Origin of the sequence: Streptococcus caballi DSM 19004 (assembly GCF_000379985.1) — a bacterium.
Lineage (GTDB): Bacteria > Bacillota > Bacilli > Lactobacillales > Streptococcaceae > Streptococcus > Streptococcus caballi.
In genome coordinates, this window is sequence record NZ_KB904065.1 from 1 (window position 1) to 21868 (window position 21868).

Here is a 21868-nt window from a genome sequence, read left to right on the forward strand (position 1 = left end):
CCACATCGTGATACGGGCAAAGTTGGATTATCAAGCTTCTGACTGTCCCCATTGTCAGGGAAAAATGATGACATACAACTTTCAGAAAACATCAACTATCCCACTTCTTGATATCCAAGGAATGCCCACCGTCCTTAAGCTCAAAAAAGTGTTGCTTTCAGTGCAAGGCTTGTCGCAGAGTGAGNGTGGCTGAGACCTCTCTCGTTCAGAAAAACGGGCAGATTTCCAAACCTGTCTGGGCTAAAATCACACAGCTCCATACAGAGAGGTTGACTAACTCAGCTATCGCAAAGAAACTTCATATCTCCGTCTCTACCGTTCAGAGAAAGCTAGAACAGTTCACCTTCAAAGAGGATCTCCAAACTTCCTACAGTTTTGAGTTGGGATGAATTCTCTCGAAATAAGGGCAAGCTCGCCTTCATTGCACAAGATTTTGAGACGAGGAAGATCGTCACCATCCTTGAAAACAACAGGCAATCAACCATCAAAAACGACTTCTACAAGTCTCCTAGAAGGGTTCGTGAGCAGGTTAAAGTGGTAACCGTGGACATGTCTGGCAGCTACATTCCTATCATTAAACAATTGTTTCCTTGCGCCAAAATCGTCCTTGACCGCTTTCATATTGTGCAGTACATGAGCAGAGCGCTCAATCAAACCCGCATTCAAATTATGAAGCAATATGACAAGAAATCCCTTGAATACAGAGCTCTTAAATACTACTGGAAGCTCATTCAAAAGGACAGTCGGAAACTGTCGCTTAAGGCTTTCTACTCTAGAACTTTTAGAGAAACGCTAACGCCTAGACAATGTCTTGATAAGATAGTCAAGCGCGTTCCTGAATTAAAAGGTTATTATGACCTGTACCAACTGCTCCTGTTTCATTTTCAAGAGAAAAATACCGACCATTTCTTTGGTTTAATTCAAGAGGTTTTACCTCAGCTCAATCACACCTTTAAAACTGCTTTGAAAACCTTTATGCGCTACAAAAGCTATATCACTAATGCCATTGAATTGCCTTATTCTAACGCTAAACTAGAAGCTACCAATAAACTCATCAAGGATATCAAGCGCAATGCTTTTGGCTATCGGAACTTTGACAACTTTAAAAAACGCATTTACCTCGCTTTGAACGTAATCGCCCAATAACAAAGTATATTGAAAAAGGCTCCAAAGTCCTGTCGACCCTGGAACCTTTTTCTATTTACACACTCTTTTAATTTTTTCCTTCCATGGCAAATAGGCCTCTAGCACCTCTTTTTTTGCGAGCGTCTCCTCGTTAGGTAAGTGTTCTAGAGGATAGGTCATATATTTCTCTGCATCAAGGCCATGTCGTTTAGCAGTTTCCAAAAGACTCAGAATGACAGCTGCCGACTTGGCTCCCTCAAAGCTTTGAGAAAACAACCAATTTTTACGGCCCATCACCAATGTCTTCATTGCCCTTTCAGCCATATTGTTAGACAGGACTAAGTCACCGTCCGAGAGAACGGTTCGGAAAGTGGTTTCGTAGTTGAGGCTATACTCTATGCAGTGCCCAATTTAGAACCCGGCAAGACAGCCTGAATGCGACACCAGTCAAAGAATTCGTCCATCAAAGGGGCTAACTCTGTCTGACGTTTATGTAGTCGTTCCTCAGTAGACAAATCTGCCCAGTCATTCTCTAAGGCAAATAGGCGGTCGCAATAGGCTAATCCCTTGGCTCCTAAAGAAGTCTTGTCTGTCTTCTTAGGAGTCGCCTCAAAAAAACTTTCGTCTGACGTGAGCCCAACAACCAACCAGCTGAGCCTTGTTTAACTGCCGATAGGCTGACAGCAGTTCGCAGTTAACCAAGCTTAGCGTCGCTTCGCTCCTAAACCTTGGACTGCTATCGCATAGGCAGAACTAAAGGACTAAAGTCCTAAGTTACTGCCGTAACATGTCACAATGTACGTAGCCCGCATAATCCCCAAGAAATTCCTCCACAACCAAGCCACTCCGTCGTTTGTCATGATGATAGAGGGTGATGCCATTTTTCTCATGCTTACCAGACAAGAAGGTCCAGTAGAAGGTCAACTCACTATCATTTTCTAAGACCTTGTAGGAAGTCTCATCCGCATGGAGAATAGGTTGTTTCAGTAATTTCTCATGTAACAGGTCATAAATCGGCTCGAAATAATACTGACTAGACTTGATATGCCAGTTGGCTATCTCCTTCCGACTGATGGGCAGGCCAAGCTTATGCCAGTCCTCCTCCTGGCGGTAATTTGGCACCTTCAGATTGAATTTCTGGTGAATGGTGTGGGCGATGATAGAGGCTGAACCCAAGCTGTGTGCCAAAGGTGCCTTAGGAATGGGAGCCCTTATAATCTTATCGCTCAGATTCTTCTGACTACAGGCCTGACACTTGTATGCGTGTTGAACATGGTCAATCCGCTTTAACTGTGCAGGAATGAAGACTAACTCTTGTCGTTGAACGGTAGAACCAATCTCTTTCAACTGTCCATGACAGTCTGGACAAGTACAGTCTTCACCCTGCAATTCGTGATGAACTATCTCTGGAGTGAACTGACTAAAAATAGCCTGACGAACTCCCTTAGCTTTCTTGCGTTTATAAGTGATAATCTCTGTTTCAACTGGGTAAGTCAGCTTCTTCCTTCAGGGAGGCTTTCCTCCCCAAACAAGCTCAGCTGACCGGGTTGATATACAACCTTCTCTGATGATTTTCCGTAAAGTTTCTGTCTCAGATAATCGTCCTGTTCACGAAGGAGGGTTAGCTCATTGGTAAGTTGTTCAATCGTTGAGGTCTGTTGTTTAATAATTGCTAATAACTCATCCATGCTATTGAGCCTCCTTCATTTTATTTCATTATACCGAAAGAAAAGCCATGATTTCAATAGAAATCACGATTTTTTGAAACATTTATTTTTGGGATGATAGAAAATCCCTTCATGAGCCAGTCTACTTGTTCGGAAGTTAGAGCCTTGACCTCTTCTTCATTGTTTGGCTAGGTCAATTTCCCATTTTCAAAACGTTTATACAATAACCAAAATCCCTGTCCATCCCAGTAAAGAGCCTTGAATCGGTCTTTTCGACCGCCGCAGAAGAGATAGGCCTGACCTGAAAAGGGATCCAAATTGAATTGACTTTTGACAAGGTAAGCGAGTGAATCAATCCCCTGACGCATATTCGTTTTTCCGCAAACCAAGTAGACTTGACCTAGATCACTGAGCCGGATTGTCATAGAGCAGTACCTTATCCAAGATTGTTTCCAATACTTCAGAGTTGATAGATTGGAAGAATGTGACTTCCGTTTTTCCGATACGAATTTTCATCAGAATATCGTTTCTGCTTTTCTTTTCAAAGCGTCGTGATTTAGGAACAGTCAATGGGACGATGGGTTGTGACATAAAAAATCCTCCAGTTTTTTTATTACAGTATACTGGAGGAGTGAGTGATTGGATAGATACCTTGTTATGGGGCGCTTACCTTTGAACAGCACAAAAGAGAAGACAACATTTGTCTCCTCTCGTGCTTAGTTATAAGTCACCCACTACAGTTGACAAGAGTCAAAAAACGCCTGCTTACGAAATACCTTTACAAGTAGAGATATTTCGTAAACAAGCGTTACCTACCAATATGATGAGTGTTACCGCTGGAGGACCCTCCAGCGGCTGACCAGAGCTAGACTAAGAATTTTTAATTCCATCATCATAACACTCAACAAAATTGATGATTTATACTAATTCAATGATAGCCATTGGAGCAGCATCACCACGACGTGGTTCTGTTTTAAGAATACGTGTATATCCCCCGTTACGTTCAGCATAACGAGGTGCGATGTCATCGAAAAGTTTTTGAAGTGCTGTTTGTGCTGAATATTTATCAGTAGCTTCATCATAATTTTCTGATGCAATTTCGTTACGTACATAAGCAGCTGCTTGACGACGAGCGTGTAAGTCACCACGTTTACCAAGAGTAATCATTTTTTCAACTGTTTTACGGATTTCTTTTGCACGTGCTTCAGTTGTAACGATTGATTCGTTAATCAAAAGGTCAGTTGTCAAATCGCGCAACATTGCTTTACGCTGTGAGCTAGTGCGTCCTAGTTTACGGTAAGCCATTGTGTCCTCCTCTATTTATTTATCGTTTTTTAGTCCGAGACCAAGGTCGGCAAGTTTAACTTTAACTTCTTCAAGACTCTTGCGTCCAAGGTTACGAACTTTCATCATTTCAGGCTCAGTTTTTTCTGTCAAATCAAATACAGTATTGATTCCTGCACGTTTAAGGCAGTTATATGAGCGTACTGACAAATCAAGCTCTTCGATGGTACGGTCAAGTACTTTCTCATCGTTCACCTTTTCTGTTTCCTTCATCACATCTGTCGCTTTAGCAACTTCAGTAAGATCAGTAAACAAGTTCAAGTGTTCAATAAGAACACGGGCTGAAAGACCTAAAGCATCCTCAGGAATGATTGTGCCATTTGTCATGATTTCAATTGTTAATTTATCAAAGCCATCATTGCTACCAACACGGGCAGGCTCAACTTGATAGTTAACTTTTTTCACCGGTGTATAGATAGAATCCACCGCCAGCGTTCCTACTGGTGCATCATCTTTTTTATTACCTTCAGCTGGAACATAACCACGATTTTTTGCAACGGTCATTGTCGCCTTCAAGCTGTGTCCCTCAGCGATTGTAAAAAGATAATGATCAGTATTTACAATTTCAATATCACTATCTGTCAGGATATCTCCAGCAGTCACTTCTGCAGGACCTTCAACATCTAGTTCAATAATTTTTTCGTCTTCGACGTAAGATTTTACAGCAAGACCCTTAATGTTAAGGATGATTTGCATCACATCTTCGCGTACACCAGGAATAGTATCAAATTCGTGAAGTACTCCATCAATTTTAATTGACGTAACTGCTGCACCAGGAAGTGAAGACAAGAGTACACGACGAAGAGAATTACCTAGAGTTGTACCATAGCCGCGTTCAAGTGGCTCGATGACAAATCTGCCATAATCTTTATTTTCATCAATTTTTGTTATTATTGGTTTTTCAAACTCAATCATCTATTTACCCCTCAAAAACGAATCCTGTATACTATTAAAATTTATGATTATACACGACGACGTTTTGGAGGACGAGCACCATTATGTGGTACAGGAGTCACGTCACGAATTGCAGTTACTTCAAGTCCAGCAGCAGCAAGCGCACGAATAGCAGACTCACGACCTGAACCAGGACCTTTTACAGTGACTTCAACTGTCTTAAGACCATGTTCTTGTGCCGATTTTGCAGCAGCCTCAGCAGCCATTTGTGCAGCGAAAGGTGTAGATTTACGAGAACCTTTGAAACCAAGAGCACCAGCTGATGACCAAGCAAGAGCATTACCATGTACATCTGTAATCATAACAATAGTGTTATTAAATGTAGCGTGAATATGTGCAATACCAGATTCGATATTTTTCTTCACACGACGTTTACGTGTTGGTTTAGCCAATTTTTATACCTCCTATTTTATTTTTTCTTGCCAGCAATCGCAACAGCTTTACCTTTACGAGTGCGAGCATTATTTTTAGTGTTTTGTCCACGGACAGGAAGTCCACGACGGTGACGGATTCCGCGGTATGAACCGATTTCCATCAAGCGTTTGATGTTCAAGTTAACTTCACGACGAAGGTCACCTTCAACTTTAATTGAGTCAACTTCACGACGGATTGCATCTTCTTGATCCGAAGTCAAATCTTTAACACGGATATCTTCTGAAACACCAGCTGCTGCCAAGATTTTCTTAGATGTTGCAAGACCAATTCCGTATACATAAGTAAGTGAAATTACTACACGTTTATCATTTGGAATATCAACTCCAGCAATACGAGCCATTTTTTCTCCTTTCTATCTTATCCTTGACGTTGTTTGTGTTTTGGATTTGATGGACAAATTACCATAACACGACCGTTACGACGAATTACTTTACAGTATTCGCAAATTGGTTTAACCGATGGTCTTACCTTCATGTTTTAATCCCTCCAATTATTTCGATTATTTAAAGCGGTATGTGATGCGTCCACGTGTTAAATCGTATGGGCTCATTTCAACAGTAACACGATCACCTACCAAAATACGGATGTAGTTTTTACGGATTTTTCCTGATACAGTTGCTAAAATTTGGTGTCCATTTTCCAATTCAACAGTAAACATTGCATTTGGCATTGTCTCAACAACCTTGCCTTCAATTTCAATCACATCTTCTTTTGCCACGCAAAAGTACCCCCTAAATTTCGATTTGATGCCCTCTGGATACAGAGGTAACAATTATAAGTCAGACTATCCTAGTATATCACGAGTTTTCTACTTGTGCAAGTAGAAAATCTAAAATTATTGCATAGCCAATATCGCATTCTCAACATCTTTAAAGACATCGGCAATGTCTTGATTACCTTCAATATCTGAAACAAGACCTGCTTTACGATAGTGATCCAGAATAGGTTGACCTTGAGCAATATTAACATCCAAACGGCGTTTTACAGTCTCAGGTTTGTCATCCTCACGTTGATAATAATCTTCTTCTTTATAATCAACTGGTGGATTAAAGACTTTATGATAAGTCGCCCCTGTTTCACGATGGATAATGCGGCCACTCAAACGTTCAACTAAGCAAGCAGGATCAACTTCAATATTGATGACACCGTCCAATTTGATACCCAGCTCAGATAACGTTTCATCCAAAGCATAAGCTTGTTCAATTGTGCGTGGATAACCATCTAGTAAGAAACCTTTTTCTGAAATATCTTCTTGTGCTAGACGTTCTTTAACAATACCATTTGTCACTTCATCTGGAACTAGCTCGCCTTTATCAATGTAAGATTTTGCTAATTTACCCATTTCAGTTTGGTTGGCTATTGCTGCACGGAACATATCACCAGTAGAGATATGTGCTACACCAAATTCTTCAACAATTTTTGCCGCTTGGGTTCCTTTACCAGCACCTGGTAAGCCCATGATTAAAAGATTCATGATCGTCTCCTTTTAAAGAATAAGAGGTCCAATTAAAGAAAAGTAGTCAAAGAGTAAGAATTCAACTAATGATACCATTCTCGGTCTGAACTCAATTTTGTTTTCAAATAAATCTAACAACTACTGCTAGACTTATTAAAAAGCAAAATAGAAGGCTGACTAAGTCAACCTATACTCTATTCTGTTGTATCCATAAAACCAACATACTGTCTTTTCAAGAGATAGCCTTCTAGTTGTTTCATTCCTTCAATACCTGTTGAAATCAAAATCAACAAACTTGTTCCTCCAAGTGCAATACTTGAAGAAAGATTCATCGCTTGTTGAGCAATGATTGGTGTTAAAGAAATGAAAGCTAGGAAGATAGAACCTACAGTCGCCAATTTTTTCAGCAAGGATGACATATATTCTTCTGTCTCACGTCCAGGTCTAACACTTGGAATATAGGACGCATTCTTCTGTAAGTTTTCTGCAGTTTTTTCCGGATTAACTTGTACAAATGTATAGAAGAATGAGAAGAGAATGATGAGAATGGCATAGATAACCATACCCGTTGCTGTTTGATAATTAAAAATAGACTGAAGGTTAGTCAACCAAGGAATTTCCTTACCATGTTGCAATAAAGGAATAATCGTACTTGGAATGGTTGTAATCGAGCTGGCAAAGATAACGGGAATAACGCCGGCAGGATTCACCTTTAACGGTAGGTAAGAACTTGTTGGTGCCCCTTGAGCAAGTTTAGTATATTGAATTGGAATTTTATACTCAGCTTGTTGAACAAAAGTCGTAAAGAAGACGATTGCCAAGACTGCTAAAATCAAAATACCAACAAAAATATATGAATGTGTCAAATCGCTTGAACGAACATTGACAAAGAAATCTTCGTAAATCGTCGAAACTGCACTTGGAATAGATGAAATGATACCTGCAAAGATAATCATTGAAACACCGTTTCCGAAACCTTTGTCCGAAATCTGTTCACCTAACCAAGTTACAATCATGCTCCCAGTCGTCAATAATAAACCAATTAAAACATAGGTTTGAACGTTAGGGGTAGATACCAAAGCAATACTTGACAACGTATTAAATCCGGCTGTAATACCGATAGACTGAACAAAAGCAATAGCTAATGTAATATAGCGCGTTGCTTGGTTGAGTTTACGACGGCCGACCTCACCTTGTTTACCCCATTCAACAAACTTAGGCAAAATGTCCATTTGCAAAAGTTGAACGATGATTGAAGCAGTGATGTATGGACTAACCCCCATTGAAAAAACAGAGAAGTTAGTCATAGCATTACCAGAAACGAGGTTTAACATATTTAAAAAAGGAAGATCACTAAGTTGTTCAAGACTTTTTACATTAATACCTGGCACTGTAATGTGAGTACCGATACGAAAGACGAGGATGATAAAAAGAGTATAGAAAATTTTATTTCTTACATTTTTTACCTTCAAAGCGTCTTTGAGTATTTTAAAGAACATCCTGAGTCCTCCTCATTAGATGACTTCGATTGAACCACCTTTTGCAGTGATTGCTGCTTCAGCAGATTTTGAGAATTTCGCTGCTTTAACAGTCAATTTCTTAGTCAGTTCACCATTACCAAGAATTTTAACGCCTGATTTTTCAGCACGAACAATTCCAGCTTCTTTAAGAACAACTGGAGTTACTTCTGTGCCATCGTCAAAGACGTTCAATTGATCAAGGTTGACAAGAGCGTATTCTTTAGCGTTGATATTTGAAAATCCACGTTTTGGCATACGACGGAACAATGGAGTTTGTCCACCTTCAAAACCAAGACGAACACCGCCGCCTGAACGAGCCTTTTGACCTTTTTGACCACGGCCAGATGTTTTACCGTTACCTGATGATGTACCACGACCTACACGGTTACGGACTTTACGAGAACCTGTTGCAGGTTTAAGTTCATGAAGTTTCATTCTATTTCTCCTTTTTTTGCATAATGCTAGCGCCTCTACGTAGGGAAAAGGACTCCACGCAGAGACTCGCCTATGCTTTTCTTAATTCAGATTAAGTCGCAAGGAAAACCCAGCGACTTAAAGATTATGTTGCGCAGCAGATAAACTGCATTGCCCTGATAAGAATATCTTATCAATTATTTAACATCCTCAACAGTTACCAAATGAGATACTGCATTGATCATACCACGAACAGCAGCGTTATCTTCTTTAACAACTGAAGAGTTTAATTTACCAAGTCCAAGGGCAACAACTGTTTTGCGTTGTGCAGGGATGCGACCGATTGGAGACTTAGTCAAAGTAATTTTAATTTGAGCCATGATAATCTCCTTTCTTATGCCAAATCAGAAACTGAGATGCCACGAAGAGCAGCAACTTCTTCTGCACGTTTAAGTTGTTTCAAACCTTCAACAGTTGCACGAACGATGTTGATTGGAGTATTTGAACCAAGTGATTTAGATGTAACATCTGCAACACCAGCTAATTCGATGACGGCACGAACAGCACCACCAGCGGCAACTCCAGCCCCTTCAACAGCAGGTTTCAACAAAACGCGGGCTCCACCAAATTCTGAATGAACTTCGTGAGGAATTGTTGTACCAACCATAGGAACTTCAATCATATTTTTCTTAGCAGCTTCAACTGCTTTACGAATAGCTTCTGGTACTTCTTGTGCTTTACCAGTACCAAAGCCTACGTTACCATTGCGGTCACCAACTACTACTAATGCTGCGAAACGAAGACGACGTCCACCTTTAACAACTTTAGTAACACGGTTAATCGCAACAACGCGTTCTTCAAGTTCAACTGCGTTATCTTTAAAAGCCATTTCTTAGTGTCCTCCTATTAGAATTTCAATCCGTTTTCACGAGCTGAGTCAGCCAAAGCTTTCACACGTCCGTGATAGAGATATCCACCGCGGTCAAAGACCACTTCAGAAATACCTTTAGCTACTGCGCGTTCAGCAACAAGTTTACCGACAACAACGGCTTGTTCTGTTTTAGTTCCTTTAGAAACTTCTTTGTCAAGAGTTGATGCACTTGCGAGCGTTACACCCGCTACGTCATCAATTACTTGAGCGTAGATGCCTGTATTAGAACGAAATACGTTCAAACGTGGGCGATCAGCAGTTCCAGAGAGTTTACCGCGAACGCGACGGTGGCGTTTTTGGCGGATTTTATTTTTATCTGGTTTCGAAATCACAATTTTCACCTCTTTAAATTTAGATCTTGTCAAATGACAATATGTAAATTCTAGAGCATGACAGGTAAGCAAGCAAGCTCTTGCTAAACTGACATAATCTATTATTTACCTGTTTTACCTTCTTTACGACGTACAAATTCACCAACGTAGCGAATCCCTTTACCTTTGTATGGTTCTGGCGAACGGAGGCTACGAATGTAAGCAGCTGTTTGACCAACAACTTCTTTATTGCTTCCAAGTACGTTGATTGTAGTTGGTGTTGGTACTTCAAAAGTGATCCCTTCTGGAGCAACAACTTCATCTTGATGAGATTTACCAACAGAAAGTACGAGTTTTGAACCTTGAAGTTGAGCACGGTAACCAACCCCGCGCATTTCAAGTTCTTTTTTGAAACCTTCAGAAACACCAACAACCATGTTGTTCAAGTTAGCACGAGTTGTACCGTGGATTGTTTTCATTTCTTTTGAGTCGTTTGGACGATGAAGAGTAACTTCGGTTCCTTCGACTTTGATTTCAATATTTTTGTTAAACTCACGAGTGAGTTCGCCCTTAGGTCCCTTTACAGTAACAACATGGTCGTTGTTAGTAACTTCGACACCAGCAGGCAAAGTAATAACTTTATTACCAATACGTGACATAGTTTTTATTTTCTCCTGTTAAATTGTCAGGCCGCTTACGCGACGAGTTTTCACGGGGCAACCATGATACTAGAGCCGTCAAGCAAGTCACAGAAAAATAGGAAAACAAATCAAAGATGCTAACATCTAGGTGAAGTTTATCTTTTTTTCAGAGACTTGTAGGCGAGTTCAATTACATATCTCGGTTAGAAGTCTGATAAAATCTGATTTGAACACGAGCTAGGGCCTGTGTGAAAAAGATACATTTTCCTAGAGTGCAAACATTCTCCGCTAGATGCCCTATTTCACTTGGCCTCTTATGCTCTTCGTATCATGATTTTACCAAACGTAGGCGATCACTTCTCCACCAACATTCTTTTGACGTGCTTCCTTGTCTGTCAAAAGACCTTCTGATGTTGAAACAATTGCAATTCCAAGTCCGTTAAGAACTTTTGGCATATCTTCACGTTTTGTGTAAACACGAAGACCTGGTTTTGATACACGTTTCAAGTTTGTGATAACACGCTCACCATTTTGTCCATATTTAAGGAAGACACGGATGATACCTTGTTTATCATCTTCGATAACTTCAACGTTTTTTATAAAACCTTCGCGTTTAAGGATCTCAGCAATCCCTTTTTTGATGTTTGATGCAGGCACTTCAAGTACTTCATGTTTCGCTTGATTAGCGTTACGAATACGTGTCAAAAAGTCTGCAATTGGGTCAGTCATAACCATTTTAAATTTCTCCTCTTACTAGTAGTTTGAATTGTTCACTTGCTAGTTAATGATTCTTGGATTACCAAGAAGCTTTAGTAACACCAGGAATTTGACCTTTGTAAGCCAATTCACGGAAGCAAACACGGCAAAGTTTAAACTTGCGGTAAACAGAATGTGGACGACCACATTTTTCGCAACGTGTGTAAGCTTGCGTAGAGAACTTCGCTGGGCGTTTGTTCTTAGCAATCATTGATTTTTTAGCCAATTTATTTACCTCCTAGATTATTTTGCAAAAGGCATTCCAAGACCTTTAAGCAATTCACGTGATTCTTCGTCAGTATTAGCAGTAGTAACGATAACGATATCAAGACCACGTACTTTATCAACATCGTCGAAGTTGATTTCTGGGAAGATCAATTGTTCTTTCACACCAAGTGTATAGTTTCCGCGTCCGTCAAATGATTTTGTTGGAACACCATGGAAGTCACGTACACGTGGAAGTGAAACAGTAACCAATTTATCTAAAAATTCGTACATGCGTTCGCCACGAAGGGTAACTTTAGCACCGATTGCAACACCTTCACGAAGACGGAAGCCAGCGATTGATTTCTTAGCTTTAGTGATAAGTGGTTTTTGACCTGAAATAAGTGCCAATTCAGCAGCAGCTTTTTCAAGGTTTTTAGCGTTTGATACAGCATCACCAACACCCATGTTAAGAACGATTTTCTCAACTTTTGGCACAGCCATGACAGATGTGTAGTTGAATTTTTCTGTCAACGCAGGAACAACTTCTTTAGTATATTTTTCTTTTAAGCGATTTGCCATTATGCTTCTCCTTTCCTTCGTGATTAATCAAGCACTTCGCCTGATTTTTTGTTGTAACGAACTTTCTTGCCGTCTACAACTTTGTAACCAACACGCCCTGCAATACCATTTTTATCAAGAACTTGAACATTTGATGCATGGATTGGCGCTTCTTTTTCCACGATAGCACCTTGAGGGTTTTCGGCGTTTGGTTTTTGGTGTTTTTTGACGATTGCAACACCTTCAACAACAACTTTGTTTACCTTTGGAAGAGCTTTGAGAACTACAGCTTCAACGCCTTTGTCCTTACCAGCAATAACGCGAACTTTGTCGCCTTTTTTTACAAACATTTGAGCTTTTCTCCTAATTATTTCTTACGCCCTACTGGGCACCCTGACAAACGTCAGGGGACTAAGTTTGTTTTAATTTTAGATTAAAGTACTTCTGGTGCAAGTGATACAATCTTCATATAGCCACCTTCACGCAATTCACGTGCAACTGGGCCGAAGATACGAGTTCCGCGAGGAGTTTTGTCGTCACGAATAATCACCGCTGCGTTGTCGTCAAATTTGATGTATGAACCGTCTGGACGGCGAGCACCAGTTTTTGTACGAACGATAACAGCTTTAACAACATCGCCTTTTTTAACTGCCCCACCAGGAGTAGCTTGTTTTACAGATGCAACGATGACGTCACCGATGTTAGCGAATTTACGTCCTGAACCACCAAGAACTTTGATAGTCAAGATCTCACGAGCACCGCTATTATCAGCAACTTTCAAGCGAGTTTCTTGTTGAATCATTTCAATTTTCTCCTTTTAGTTTGATTAGATAATAACAGCTTCTTCCACAACTTCTACAAGACGGAAGTGTTTTGTAGCTGACAGTGGACGAGTTTCCATGATACGCACGATATCGCCTTCTTTAGCGACGTTGTTTTCATCATGTGCTTTGTATTTTTTAGAATAGTTGATACGTTTACCATAGACTGGGTGGTTACGTTTAGTTTCAACTACAACAGTGATTGTTTTATCCATTTTGTCAGATACTACGCGTCCAACAAGGGTTTTACGTTGATTACGTTCCATTATTAGAATTTCTCCTTTCCCAATCTATTATTTTTTTTCAGTTTGCACTGTTTTTACACGTGCAATTTGTTTTTTCACTTCGTTCAAACGAGCAGTTTGATCAAGTTGACCTGCTGCAGCTTGGAAACGAAGGTCGAAAAGTTCTTTCTTAAGTTCGTTTTCTTTCTTAGCAAGCTCTTCTTGAGAAAGACCACGAAGCTCTTTAACAAAATCTTTAATTTCTTGAAGTTTCATGATTTCTCCTTATTCTGCTTCACGTTTCACGAATTTAGTCTTAACTGGCAATTTGTGGCTAGCAAGACGAAGTGCTTCACGTGCGACTTCTTCAGATACACCAGCGATTTCAAACATCACTTTACCACGTTTAACTGGTGCTACCCAACCTTCAGGTGCCCCTTTACCAGAACCCATACGTACACCGATAGCTTTAGCAGTGTATGATTTGTGTGGGAAGATTTTAATCCAAACTTTACCACCACGTTTCATGTAACGCGTCATCGCAATACGGGCAGCTTCGATTTGACGGTTTGTGATCCAGTGGCTAGTAGTAGCTTGAAGACCGTATTCACCGAATGCGACTTCTTTACCACCTTTAGCTTCACCGCGCATTTTTCCACGGAATTCGCGACGGTGTTTAACACGTTTAGGTACTAACATTTGTTATTTGCCTCCTTTAGTGTTTTTACGAGCTGGAAGAACTTCACCACGGTAGATCCAAACTTTAACACCAAGTTTACCGTAAGTAGTGTCAGCTTCTTCCCAAGCGTAGTCGATATCTGCACGAAGTGTGTGAAGTGGAACAGTTCCTTCTGAATAACCTTCAGCACGGGCGATATCAGCACCGTTCAAACGACCAGATACTTGAGTTTTGATTCCCTTAGCGCCTGCACGCATTGTACGTTGGATAGCTTGTTTTTGAGCACGACGGAAAGCAACACGTTGTTCAAGTTGGCGAGCAATATTTTCACCAACAAGGTGAGCATCAAGATCTGGTGATTTGATTTCAACGATGTTGATGTGAACTTGCTTTCCAGTCAATTTATTAAGTTGAGCACGAAGAGCATCAACGTTTGCTCCTCCTTTACCGATAACCATACCTGGTTTAGCAGTATGCAGTGATACGATTACTTTGTTTACAGCACGTTCGATTTCGATTTGTGAAACTGAAGCGTCTGCCAATTCTTTTTGAATGAATTTACGGATTGCAAGATCTTCATGAAGGTAATCCGCGTATTCTTTTTCAGCATACCATTTCGCATCCCAGTCACGGATGATCCCGACACGCATACCGATTGGATGTACTTTTTGACCCACGATTTTACCTCCTTATTTTTCTGACACAACTACAGTGACGTGAGTTGTGCGTTTGTTGATTGGTGAAGCTGAACCTTTCGCACGTGGACGGAAACGTTTCATTGTTGGTCCTTCGTTGGCGAATGTTTCAGATACTACCAAATTAGCTTTTTCCAAACCAAAGTTATTTTCTGCGTTTGCAATTGCAGAGGTAAGAACTTTTTCAACAACGCGAGCTGCTTTGTTTGGAGTAAATTTCAAGATTGCGATTGCGTCAGCAACGTTCTTACCACGAATAAGATCAAGAACAAGACGTGTTTTACGAGGTGAAACACGCACTGTACGAGCCATTGCTTTAGCTGAAGTAATTTCTGCCATTGTGTCCTCCTCCTATTAACGACGTGTTTTCTTATCGTCAGCTGCGTGACCTTTGTAGGTACGGGTTGGTGCAAATTCACCAAGTTTGTGACCTACCATGTCTTCTTGGATGTAAACTGGTACGTGTTTACGTCCATCATAAACTGCGATTGTGTATCCGATGAAACTTGGGAAAATCGTTGAACGACGTGACCAAGTTTTGATTACTTTTTTCTTTTCGTCATTTGCTTGAGCTTCAACTTTTTTCATCAAATGCTCATCGACGAAAGGTCCTTTTTTAAGACTACGTCCCATTTTGTAGTTTTCTCCTTTAAAATATTGTACCACAGCGGCCTGTGCGCCCAAGGCGCACTACCGAGTTGGCGGATGTATCATAACCAACCGGCGCAGTGGTTGACGGTCAAATAGCGGCATTTTTCAACTTGCTATTTTCCTCGTCAACTGTGCGGGGGTCTCGCTACGAAGTTTTAACAACCTTCTGCTCGGCCGCCTATTTTTCGTTACGACGACGAACGATAAGTTTGTCTGATTTAGCTTTCTTATTACGAGTTTTAAGACCAAGCGCAGGTTTACCCCAAGGAGTAGATGGCGCTTTACGTCCAACTGGTGCTTTACCTTCACCACCACCGTGTGGGTGATCGTTAGGGTTCATTACAGAACCACGAACTGTAGGACGGATACCCATCCAACGTGTACGACCAGCTTTACCAAGGTTGACAAGTGATTGTTGTTCGTTACCAACTGTACCGATTGTAGCACGACAAGTTCCGAGAATCATACGAACTTCACCTGATTGAAGACGAACAAGAACATATTTACCTTCTTGACCAAGCACTTGAGCAGAAGCTCCAGCGGCACGAATCAGCTCGGCACCTTTACCTGGTTGAAGTTCAATATTGTGGATAACTGTACCAACTGGGATATTTGCAAGTGGAAGTGCATTACCAACTTTAATATCTGCATCTGGACCAGAAATGATACGTTGACCTACTTCAAGACCTTTTGGTGCAAGAATGTAAGCTTTCACACCGTCAGTGTAGTGTACAAGAGCGATGTTAGCTGTACGATTTGGATCATACTCGATAGTCTTAACAACTGCTTCAACGCCGTCTTTGTTGCGTTTGAAGTCAATCAAACGGTAGTGACGTTTGTGTCCGCCACCTTGGTGACGTACAGTAATGCGACCGTTGTTGTTACGACCAGCTTTGTTTTTAAGTGAAACAAGCAATGATTTCTCAGGAGTACTTGTTGTGATTTCAGCAAAATCCAAAGAAGTCATGTTACGACGGCCATTTGTCGTTGGTTTATAAACTTTAATACCCACGTTAATTCCTCCTTAGATTATTCAGCTTCAGCTGCGAACAACTCGATTGCTTTAGAATCAGCTGTTAGAGTGATAATAGCTTTTTTAGTTTTATTAGTGAATCCTGTGTAACGACCAACGCGTTTAGCTTTTGGTTTAACGTTAACAGTATTTACGTTTGCAACTTTAACTCCGTCAAATGCAGCTTCAACAGCTTGTTTGATCAAAAGTTTGTGTGCACGAGTGTCAACTTCAAATGTATATTTCCCTGCTTCGAGGTCAATCATAGATTTTTCAGTGATGACAGGTTTTTTAATTACGTCGTACAAATTCATTATGCAAGAACCTCCTCGATTGTAGAGATTGCTTCTTTAGTAACAAGAAGTTTGTCTGCGTTCACGATGTCAAGAACACTTGCAGTAGTTGCAGTTGCAACTGTTACGTTTGGAAGGTTACGTGCAGAAAGAGCTGCAAATTCATTTCCTTCTTCAAGGATTACAAGTACTTTTGAGTCAACGTTAAGTGCTGAAAGTACATTTGCAAATTCAGCAGTTTTTGGAGCTGCAAATGAAAGGCTTTCTACAGCTACAAATTTATCTTCAGCAACTTTTGCTGAGTAAACTGATTTCAAAGCAAGGCGACGAACTTTTTGTGGAAGTTTGTATCCGTATGAACGTGGAGTTGGCCCGAAGACAACACCACCACCACGCCATTGTGGTGAGCGAATAGAACCTTGACGTGCACGTCCAGTTCCTTTTTGACGCCATGGTTTACGTCCACCACCAGATACTGCAGAGCGGTTTTTAACTGCGTGAGTACCTTGGCGAAGGCTAGCGCGTTGGCTAATCACGACATCAAATACTACTGATTCGTTTGGTTCGATACCGAAGACAGCGTCGTTCAATTCAACTGAGCTAACTTCTTTACCAGTTTGGTCAAATAGTTTTACGTTTGCCATTTTAACTGTTTTCTCCTTTCTTATTATTTAGCAGCTTTAACTGCTGATTTGATAGTGATAAGAGATTTCTTAGCACCTGGTACGTTACCTTTGATAAGGACAACGTTTTTCTCTGGGATAACTTGTACAATTTCAAGGTTTTGGATTGTCACACGGTTGCCACCCATACGTCCTGCCAAGTGTTTATTTTTGAAAACACGGTTAGGTGCAACAGGTCCCATTGAACCTGGACGACGATGGTAACGAGATCCGTGAGCCATAGGACCACGTGATTGACCGTGACGCTTAATAACACCTTGGAAACCTTTACCTTTAGTTGTACCAGTTACATCAACAACATCGCCGGCTTCAAATTGTTCAACAGTAAGTTCTGCTCCAACCTCTACGCCTTCGATGTTCTTGAATTCACGAATGAAGCGCTTAGGAGCAGTGTTAGCTTTCGCTACATGGCCTTTGGCAGGTTTGTTACTCAATACTTCGCGTTTATCATCAAAACCAACTTGAACCGCTTCGTAACCGTCTGTTTCAACAGTTTTCACTTGAAGCACAACGTTTGGTGTTGCTTCGATGACAGTAACAGGGATAAATTCACCAGCTTCAGTGAAGATTTGAGTCATTCCCACTTTTTTCCCTAAGATTCCTTTTGTCATGAGAAAATATTTCCTTTACTTTATTTATTTCAAAAAGTTTTTAATGAGCGTTTTTTATGCTCAAAAAAGTTTTTAACGAGCGTTTTTTATGCTCAAGGTATGATGCAAAAGGCGTCAAACTCACAGCAAAAACAGGAAATCTGACGAAGAAACTTCTGTTTCTAGGAAGATTTATCTTTTTTGCACAGAGTTTAGCTTGTGCTCAATTAGGTGAAATCAAATTAGAGTTTGATTTCGACGTTAACACCACTTGGAAGATCAAGTTTCATCAAAGCATCAACAGTTTTTTGTGTTGGGTTGATAATGTCGATGAGACGTTTATGCGTACGCATTTCAAATTGCTCGCGTGAATCTTTGTATTTGTGAGTCGCACGAATAATAGTGTAAAGGCTGCGTTCAGTTGGAAGTGGAACTGGTCCAGCAACTGTAGCGCCTGTGCGTGTCGCAGTTTCAACGATTTTTTCTGCCGCTGTGTCAAGTGTACGGTGTTCGTATGCTTTCAAGCGGATACGGATTTTTTTGTTTGCCATCTTTTTCTCCTTTTCGTCTATTTAAGATAATAGGCTAGCTCCTCAAGAAAACCAACACATGTTGCGTGGCAATGCAACCAAGTGTGTCGCAACCTCTTGTATCATAGCTAAAGCTGTTTATTTACAGCACCAGTATATGATATCAGATTTGGCAAGGCTTTGCAAGGTTTTTAGCTTACTTTTTTTAAAAAAAGAAATGTGGGCGCTTTCAGATGCCCACACCTTTTATTTGATAAAGTTGATAACGATAATAAAGGAATCCCCAACGGAAAACATTGTCTAAAATCGTCGCGATCCATACACCAGCTAACCCCATGCTGAATGTGATTCCTAGCAAGTAGCCAGTGATAATACGAATGACCCACATTCCAAATGTCGTGGCGTAAAAGGGGAGTTTTGCATTACCCAAACCTTGCCACGCCGCCGTGTAAATAAGTGTTCCTGCTGTCGCCGGACCACCGGTAAAAGAATACAGAAGGACAACCATACTAGCCTTAATTGCGTTCGTATTCGTCGTAAATAGACCTGTCAAGTGGCCACCTAAAATATATACCGTCGCTCCAACTAGCAACATAAGAATCACAGAAATGATGTAAGAATCATGCACCAACTGGCGAATTTCTTGCTTGTTGTCCTGTCCCAAACTGTGAGCCACTAAAATAACCGTGGCCGTAGCAACACCCATTCCTGGCATATAATTAAACTGGGTCAAGGTTTCACCAATTGCATTTCCGGCAACAACCTCTGTTCCAAATTTAACGATGATAGCAACGATGACTACATCTCCTGCCCGCATCATCAACCGCTCCCCAGCTGCTGGCAAAGCAACTTTCAACAAGTCTGTATCAACTGTTGGTCTCATCTTCCTTATTATAGAAAAAATGGGTAGCTGACTAGCCATCAAAAGAAGACCTAGAAAACGCGACAGAACAGTTGCCCCAGCTACTCCAGCGATCCCCCAGTGGAAAATAAAAACAGTTAGCGCCGACAAAATTGCATTTAGTAGGTTGCTTAATAAGCTAGCATACATGGGCAAACGGGGCTTCCCCTGTGCGCGTAAGAAGGCCCCAAAACTTGTCATCAGACCTAAGCTAACAATCAGACCGCCAACAATAGCCAAATAAAAACTTCCTGCCTGTGTCACGTTTGCTTCAGTTCCCAAAAAAGATAAAATGGATTTTCCGCCCAAGAGTGAGATTAACCCTAAGACCAGACTTAAAACAAGGGTAGCAAAAATAGCTTCCGCCTGATAACGCAAAACTTTCTGATTATCTTTTTCGCCTCTACTCTTTGCAATTAAACTGGAAATAGCTGCACCTAAAGCAATGAAAACAGCTTGATAAATGGTGATAATATTGTTAGCCACCGAAACGCCTGATACAGCTACCAAGCCAATTTGAGCTACCAAATAATTATCTACCACTCCCATGAGCATCTGCAGCAAATTTTCTGCCATGGCTGGCAGAGCCAGCTCAATAATTTTTCTTCTTTGATTCATAATACTCTATAAATGAAAAGAGCCCAACGGCTCCTCCCTATTATTAAAATACATTCTTCATTTTTACAAGCCTAAATAATCTTCAACAGCCTTTTGCATATCTGCTGTCGCAACAACTGTTTTATGTAGAACTGCTGCTTCTTCAAGGCCGTCAACTGCTGCTGGAATAGCAACACCTGATAGTTCATGTAATTTCTGTACCGCTGCAAAGTCATCTCCACTGTCTTTACCTGTCACTGCTGCTACTGCAACGCGTGGGAATTTATAAGGACTAGCCGTTGAGACGATAACCGTTGGCTTATTGTCCCCTGATTTTTCAGTGTAGTCTTGATAGACAGCTGAAGCAACTGCTGTGTGAGGATCTTCAATATAATGGCTTTCCTCATAAACACGTTTGATTTCCGCTGCTGTTTCTTTTTCAGTTGCAAAACCTGCTGCAAACAAGTCCAAAATGGATTGGTCAGCATCTTTCAACTTGTACTCTCCTGCATTATCAAGGTCTTCCATGAGTTGCTTAGTCTTAGCAGCGCTATTTCCCAAAAGATGGAAAATAAGACGTTCCAAGTTTGAAGACACCAAGATGTCCATAGACGGGCTAGTTGTCACCTTAAAGGCACGCTTCTTGTCATAAGTCCCCGTTTTGAAGAAGTCGGTAAGAACATTGTTTTCATTAGAAGCACAAATGAGTTTACCGACTGGCACACCAATCTGACGCGCGTAATAGGCAGCCAATATATTTCCAAAGTTACCTGTCGGTACGGTGAAATTAACCTTGTCGCCATTTTGAATATCACCTGATTTAACAAGTTGCGCATAAGCATAGACATAGTAAACAACCTGCGGTATCAAACGACCAACATTCATTGAGTTAGCTGACGAAAATTGAGTCTTGTTCGCTAACAGCTTAGCTCGTAAGTCAACATCGTTGAACATGCGCTTAACATCTGTCTGAGCATCATCAAAGTTACCTTCAATGGCAACAACATGCGTATTGGCACCTGTCTGTGTGGTCATTTGCAGTTTTTGAATTTTTGAAACACCGTCTTTTGGGTAGAAAACGATAATTTCAGTACCTGGCACATCCGCAAAACCAGCCATTGCAGCTTTACCAGTGTCACCCGATGTCGCTGTCAAGATAACAATTTTGTTGTCAACACCTTGCTTCTTAGCTGACGTTGTTAAGAGATACGGCAAAATTGACAAGGCCATGTCTTTGAAGGCAATGGTTGAACCATGGAAAAGTTCCAAATTATATTGATTGCCAAGTTTTACTAGGGGAGCGATAGCTGGCGTATCAAATTTGCTATCATAAGCATTAGTGATGCAGTAATCCAACTCTTCTTCTGTGAAGTCATCCAAGAAAGCTGACAAGACCAACTTAGCCACTTCTTGATAAGAAGCATCTTTGAGCTGGTTAAAGTCTAAATTGACCTCTGGTGTTGTTAGCGGTGTAAAGAGGCCACCGTCTGTCGCCAAACCTTGTAAAATCGCTTGACTAGCTGTCACTTTGTTATTGTCATCGCGGGTTGATTGATATACTAATGTCATGTTAAACCTCAATTTTAGATAGTCTTTTAAGCATTATACCATAATTATCAGAAAATTTGCGCAAATTTGTTAATATATAGCAAAAAAGCTATCCAAATTGGATAACTTTTATGGTCTCAATCACGCTTCCCAACGTGAATCCATGCCAGCAATAGCAATCCAAACAGCTGCTAAAAGGTCATAGAACAAGTCTGCCATCTTAATCATTCCTCCTATTTTCATAACACTTTATGTCAGGTTTATTATAACGCTAAAAATAGGCTTTGTAAACTGATTTTAAGGGATTTCCAACAACTTTTTATTG

The 21868-nt window shown here is 40.7% G+C and carries 33 protein-coding genes and 4 pseudogenes; 1 reads left to right on the forward strand and 36 read right to left on the reverse strand.

From position 1 onward, the window contains the following. Positions 1–1146: pseudogene (locus tag A3GS_RS11350) on the forward strand (ISL3 family transposase); the annotation flags it as partial. A 51-nt stretch (positions 1147–1197) separates the two neighbouring features. Here the strand turns inward: A3GS_RS11350 and A3GS_RS12170 are convergent. From A3GS_RS12170 to thrC, 36 genes and pseudogenes are all read right to left on the reverse strand, one after another. After that, a pseudogene (locus tag A3GS_RS12170) lies at positions 1198–1809 on the reverse strand (IS66 family transposase); the annotation flags it as partial. A 102-nt stretch (positions 1810–1911) separates the two neighbouring features. Continuing rightward, positions 1912–2653, reverse strand: a pseudogene (locus A3GS_RS0102270) (IS66-like element short variant transposase); the annotation flags it as partial. 34 nt (positions 2654–2687) lie between these two features. Next, positions 2688–2813, reverse strand: a pseudogene (locus A3GS_RS13275) (hypothetical protein); the annotation flags it as partial. Positions 2814–2980: 167 nt separating this feature from the next. Further along, the gene (tnpB, locus tag A3GS_RS0102280) at positions 2981–3217 is read right to left on the reverse strand and encodes an IS66 family insertion sequence element accessory protein TnpB (protein WP_018363808.1); all 237 of its coding nucleotides are present in this window, start codon (positions 3215–3217) and stop codon (positions 2981–2983) included. Continuing rightward, positions 3198–3383: a hypothetical protein gene (locus A3GS_RS0102285; RefSeq protein ID WP_018363809.1), complete on the reverse strand. Its 186-nt coding sequence runs from the start codon at positions 3381–3383 to the stop codon at positions 3198–3200. The genes tnpB and A3GS_RS0102285 overlap by 20 nt, the downstream gene beginning before the upstream one ends. Before the next feature lie 327 nt (positions 3384–3710). Further along, positions 3711–4097, reverse strand: a complete 387-nt coding sequence (gene rplQ / locus A3GS_RS0102290; RefSeq protein ID WP_018363810.1) for a 50S ribosomal protein L17 — start codon at positions 4095–4097, stop codon at positions 3711–3713. Between the two features lie 15 nt (positions 4098–4112). Beyond that, positions 4113–5051 carry a DNA-directed RNA polymerase subunit alpha gene (locus A3GS_RS0102295; protein WP_018363811.1) on the reverse strand — a complete coding sequence of 313 codons (939 nt, stop codon included), beginning with the start codon at positions 5049–5051 and terminating at the stop codon, positions 4113–4115. A 47-nt stretch (positions 5052–5098) separates the two neighbouring features. Further along, positions 5099–5482 carry a 30S ribosomal protein S11 gene (rpsK, locus tag A3GS_RS0102300; protein WP_003080097.1) on the reverse strand — a complete coding sequence of 128 codons (384 nt, stop codon included), beginning with the start codon at positions 5480–5482 and terminating at the stop codon, positions 5099–5101. Between the two features lie 17 nt (positions 5483–5499). Continuing rightward, positions 5500–5865 carry a 30S ribosomal protein S13 gene (rpsM, locus tag A3GS_RS0102305; RefSeq protein ID WP_018363812.1) on the reverse strand — a complete coding sequence of 122 codons (366 nt, stop codon included), beginning with the start codon at positions 5863–5865 and terminating at the stop codon, positions 5500–5502. 17 nt (positions 5866–5882) lie between these two features. After that, positions 5883–5999 (reverse strand): 50S ribosomal protein L36, encoded by a 117-nt coding sequence (rpmJ, locus tag A3GS_RS12175; protein WP_002959355.1) that lies wholly within the window; start codon positions 5997–5999, stop codon positions 5883–5885. A 25-nt stretch (positions 6000–6024) separates the two neighbouring features. Next, the gene (infA, locus tag A3GS_RS0102310) at positions 6025–6243 is read right to left on the reverse strand and encodes a translation initiation factor IF-1 (protein ID WP_001040189.1); all 219 of its coding nucleotides are present in this window, start codon (positions 6241–6243) and stop codon (positions 6025–6027) included. Positions 6244–6360: 117 nt separating this feature from the next. After that, positions 6361–6999 carry an adenylate kinase gene (locus A3GS_RS0102315; protein WP_018363813.1) on the reverse strand — a complete coding sequence of 213 codons (639 nt, stop codon included), beginning with the start codon at positions 6997–6999 and terminating at the stop codon, positions 6361–6363. A gap of 176 nt (positions 7000–7175) precedes the next feature. Beyond that, positions 7176–8480, reverse strand: coding sequence for a preprotein translocase subunit SecY (secY, locus tag A3GS_RS0102320; protein ID WP_018363814.1), 1305 nt, complete (start codon positions 8478–8480; stop codon positions 7176–7178). Positions 8481–8495: 15 nt separating this feature from the next. After that, positions 8496–8936 carry a 50S ribosomal protein L15 gene (gene rplO, locus A3GS_RS0102325; protein ID WP_018363815.1) on the reverse strand — a complete coding sequence of 147 codons (441 nt, stop codon included), beginning with the start codon at positions 8934–8936 and terminating at the stop codon, positions 8496–8498. 176 nt (positions 8937–9112) lie between these two features. Continuing rightward, positions 9113–9295, reverse strand: a complete 183-nt coding sequence (gene rpmD / locus A3GS_RS0102330; protein WP_018363816.1) for a 50S ribosomal protein L30 — start codon at positions 9293–9295, stop codon at positions 9113–9115. 14 nt (positions 9296–9309) lie between these two features. After that, complete coding sequence (gene rpsE / locus A3GS_RS0102335) at positions 9310–9804, reverse strand: 30S ribosomal protein S5 (protein WP_018363817.1); 495 nt, start codon at positions 9802–9804, stop codon at positions 9310–9312. Between the two features lie 17 nt (positions 9805–9821). After that, positions 9822–10178, reverse strand: coding sequence for a 50S ribosomal protein L18 (gene rplR, locus A3GS_RS0102340; RefSeq protein WP_003001342.1), 357 nt, complete (start codon positions 10176–10178; stop codon positions 9822–9824). A 101-nt stretch (positions 10179–10279) separates the two neighbouring features. Further along, positions 10280–10816, reverse strand: coding sequence for a 50S ribosomal protein L6 (gene rplF / locus A3GS_RS0102345; RefSeq protein WP_018363818.1), 537 nt, complete (start codon positions 10814–10816; stop codon positions 10280–10282). A 318-nt stretch (positions 10817–11134) separates the two neighbouring features. Beyond that, positions 11135–11533 (reverse strand): 30S ribosomal protein S8, encoded by a 399-nt coding sequence (rpsH, locus tag A3GS_RS0102350; RefSeq protein ID WP_018363819.1) that lies wholly within the window; start codon positions 11531–11533, stop codon positions 11135–11137. A 61-nt stretch (positions 11534–11594) separates the two neighbouring features. Continuing rightward, a complete protein-coding gene (locus tag A3GS_RS0102355; RefSeq protein WP_001085697.1) occupies positions 11595–11780 on the reverse strand; it encodes a type Z 30S ribosomal protein S14 in 186 nt (61 codons plus the stop codon). 17 nt (positions 11781–11797) lie between these two features. Continuing rightward, entirely contained in the window at positions 11798–12340 is a 543-nt protein-coding gene (gene rplE / locus A3GS_RS0102360) for a 50S ribosomal protein L5 (RefSeq protein ID WP_018363820.1), read from the reverse strand. Between the two features lie 23 nt (positions 12341–12363). After that, entirely contained in the window at positions 12364–12669 is a 306-nt protein-coding gene (rplX, locus tag A3GS_RS0102365) for a 50S ribosomal protein L24 (RefSeq protein ID WP_018363821.1), read from the reverse strand. Positions 12670–12752: 83 nt separating this feature from the next. After that, complete coding sequence (gene rplN, locus A3GS_RS0102370) at positions 12753–13121, reverse strand: 50S ribosomal protein L14 (RefSeq protein ID WP_000615920.1); 369 nt, start codon at positions 13119–13121, stop codon at positions 12753–12755. A 24-nt stretch (positions 13122–13145) separates the two neighbouring features. Continuing rightward, a complete protein-coding gene (gene rpsQ, locus A3GS_RS0102375) occupies positions 13146–13406 on the reverse strand; it encodes a 30S ribosomal protein S17 (RefSeq protein WP_002944482.1) in 261 nt (86 codons plus the stop codon). Between the two features lie 27 nt (positions 13407–13433). Next, the gene (gene rpmC / locus A3GS_RS0102380) at positions 13434–13640 is read right to left on the reverse strand and encodes a 50S ribosomal protein L29 (protein WP_018363822.1); all 207 of its coding nucleotides are present in this window, start codon (positions 13638–13640) and stop codon (positions 13434–13436) included. A gap of 9 nt (positions 13641–13649) precedes the next feature. Continuing rightward, positions 13650–14063, reverse strand: a complete 414-nt coding sequence (rplP, locus tag A3GS_RS0102385) for a 50S ribosomal protein L16 (protein WP_003062852.1) — start codon at positions 14061–14063, stop codon at positions 13650–13652. Positions 14064–14066: 3 nt separating this feature from the next. Then, entirely contained in the window at positions 14067–14720 is a 654-nt protein-coding gene (rpsC, locus tag A3GS_RS0102390) for a 30S ribosomal protein S3 (protein ID WP_018363823.1), read from the reverse strand. Between the two features lie 12 nt (positions 14721–14732). After that, positions 14733–15077 carry a 50S ribosomal protein L22 gene (rplV, locus tag A3GS_RS0102395; RefSeq protein WP_018363824.1) on the reverse strand — a complete coding sequence of 115 codons (345 nt, stop codon included), beginning with the start codon at positions 15075–15077 and terminating at the stop codon, positions 14733–14735. Positions 15078–15092: 15 nt separating this feature from the next. Beyond that, positions 15093–15371: a 30S ribosomal protein S19 gene (rpsS, locus tag A3GS_RS0102400; protein WP_000533765.1), complete on the reverse strand. Its 279-nt coding sequence runs from the start codon at positions 15369–15371 to the stop codon at positions 15093–15095. 196 nt (positions 15372–15567) lie between these two features. Then, on the reverse strand, positions 15568–16401 hold the full coding sequence (gene rplB, locus A3GS_RS0102405; RefSeq protein WP_018363825.1) for a 50S ribosomal protein L2: 834 nt from the start codon (positions 16399–16401) through the stop codon (positions 15568–15570). A 17-nt stretch (positions 16402–16418) separates the two neighbouring features. Further along, a complete protein-coding gene (locus A3GS_RS0102410; RefSeq protein WP_018363826.1) occupies positions 16419–16715 on the reverse strand; it encodes a 50S ribosomal protein L23 in 297 nt (98 codons plus the stop codon). After that, entirely contained in the window at positions 16715–17338 is a 624-nt protein-coding gene (rplD, locus tag A3GS_RS0102415) for a 50S ribosomal protein L4 (protein ID WP_018363827.1), read from the reverse strand. The genes A3GS_RS0102410 and rplD overlap by 1 nt, the downstream gene beginning before the upstream one ends. A 23-nt stretch (positions 17339–17361) precedes the next feature. After that, positions 17362–17988: a 50S ribosomal protein L3 gene (gene rplC / locus A3GS_RS0102420; protein ID WP_018363828.1), complete on the reverse strand. Its 627-nt coding sequence runs from the start codon at positions 17986–17988 to the stop codon at positions 17362–17364. Positions 17989–18209: 221 nt separating this feature from the next. Beyond that, on the reverse strand, positions 18210–18518 hold the full coding sequence (rpsJ, locus tag A3GS_RS0102425; RefSeq protein ID WP_002885653.1) for a 30S ribosomal protein S10: 309 nt from the start codon (positions 18516–18518) through the stop codon (positions 18210–18212). A gap of 208 nt (positions 18519–18726) precedes the next feature. Then, positions 18727–20016 (reverse strand): MATE family efflux transporter, encoded by a 1290-nt coding sequence (locus A3GS_RS0102430; protein ID WP_018363829.1) that lies wholly within the window; start codon positions 20014–20016, stop codon positions 18727–18729. A gap of 63 nt (positions 20017–20079) precedes the next feature. After that, positions 20080–21564, reverse strand: a complete 1485-nt coding sequence (gene thrC, locus A3GS_RS0102435) for a threonine synthase (protein WP_018363830.1) — start codon at positions 21562–21564, stop codon at positions 20080–20082. Positions 21565–21868: the final 304 nt, after the last annotated feature.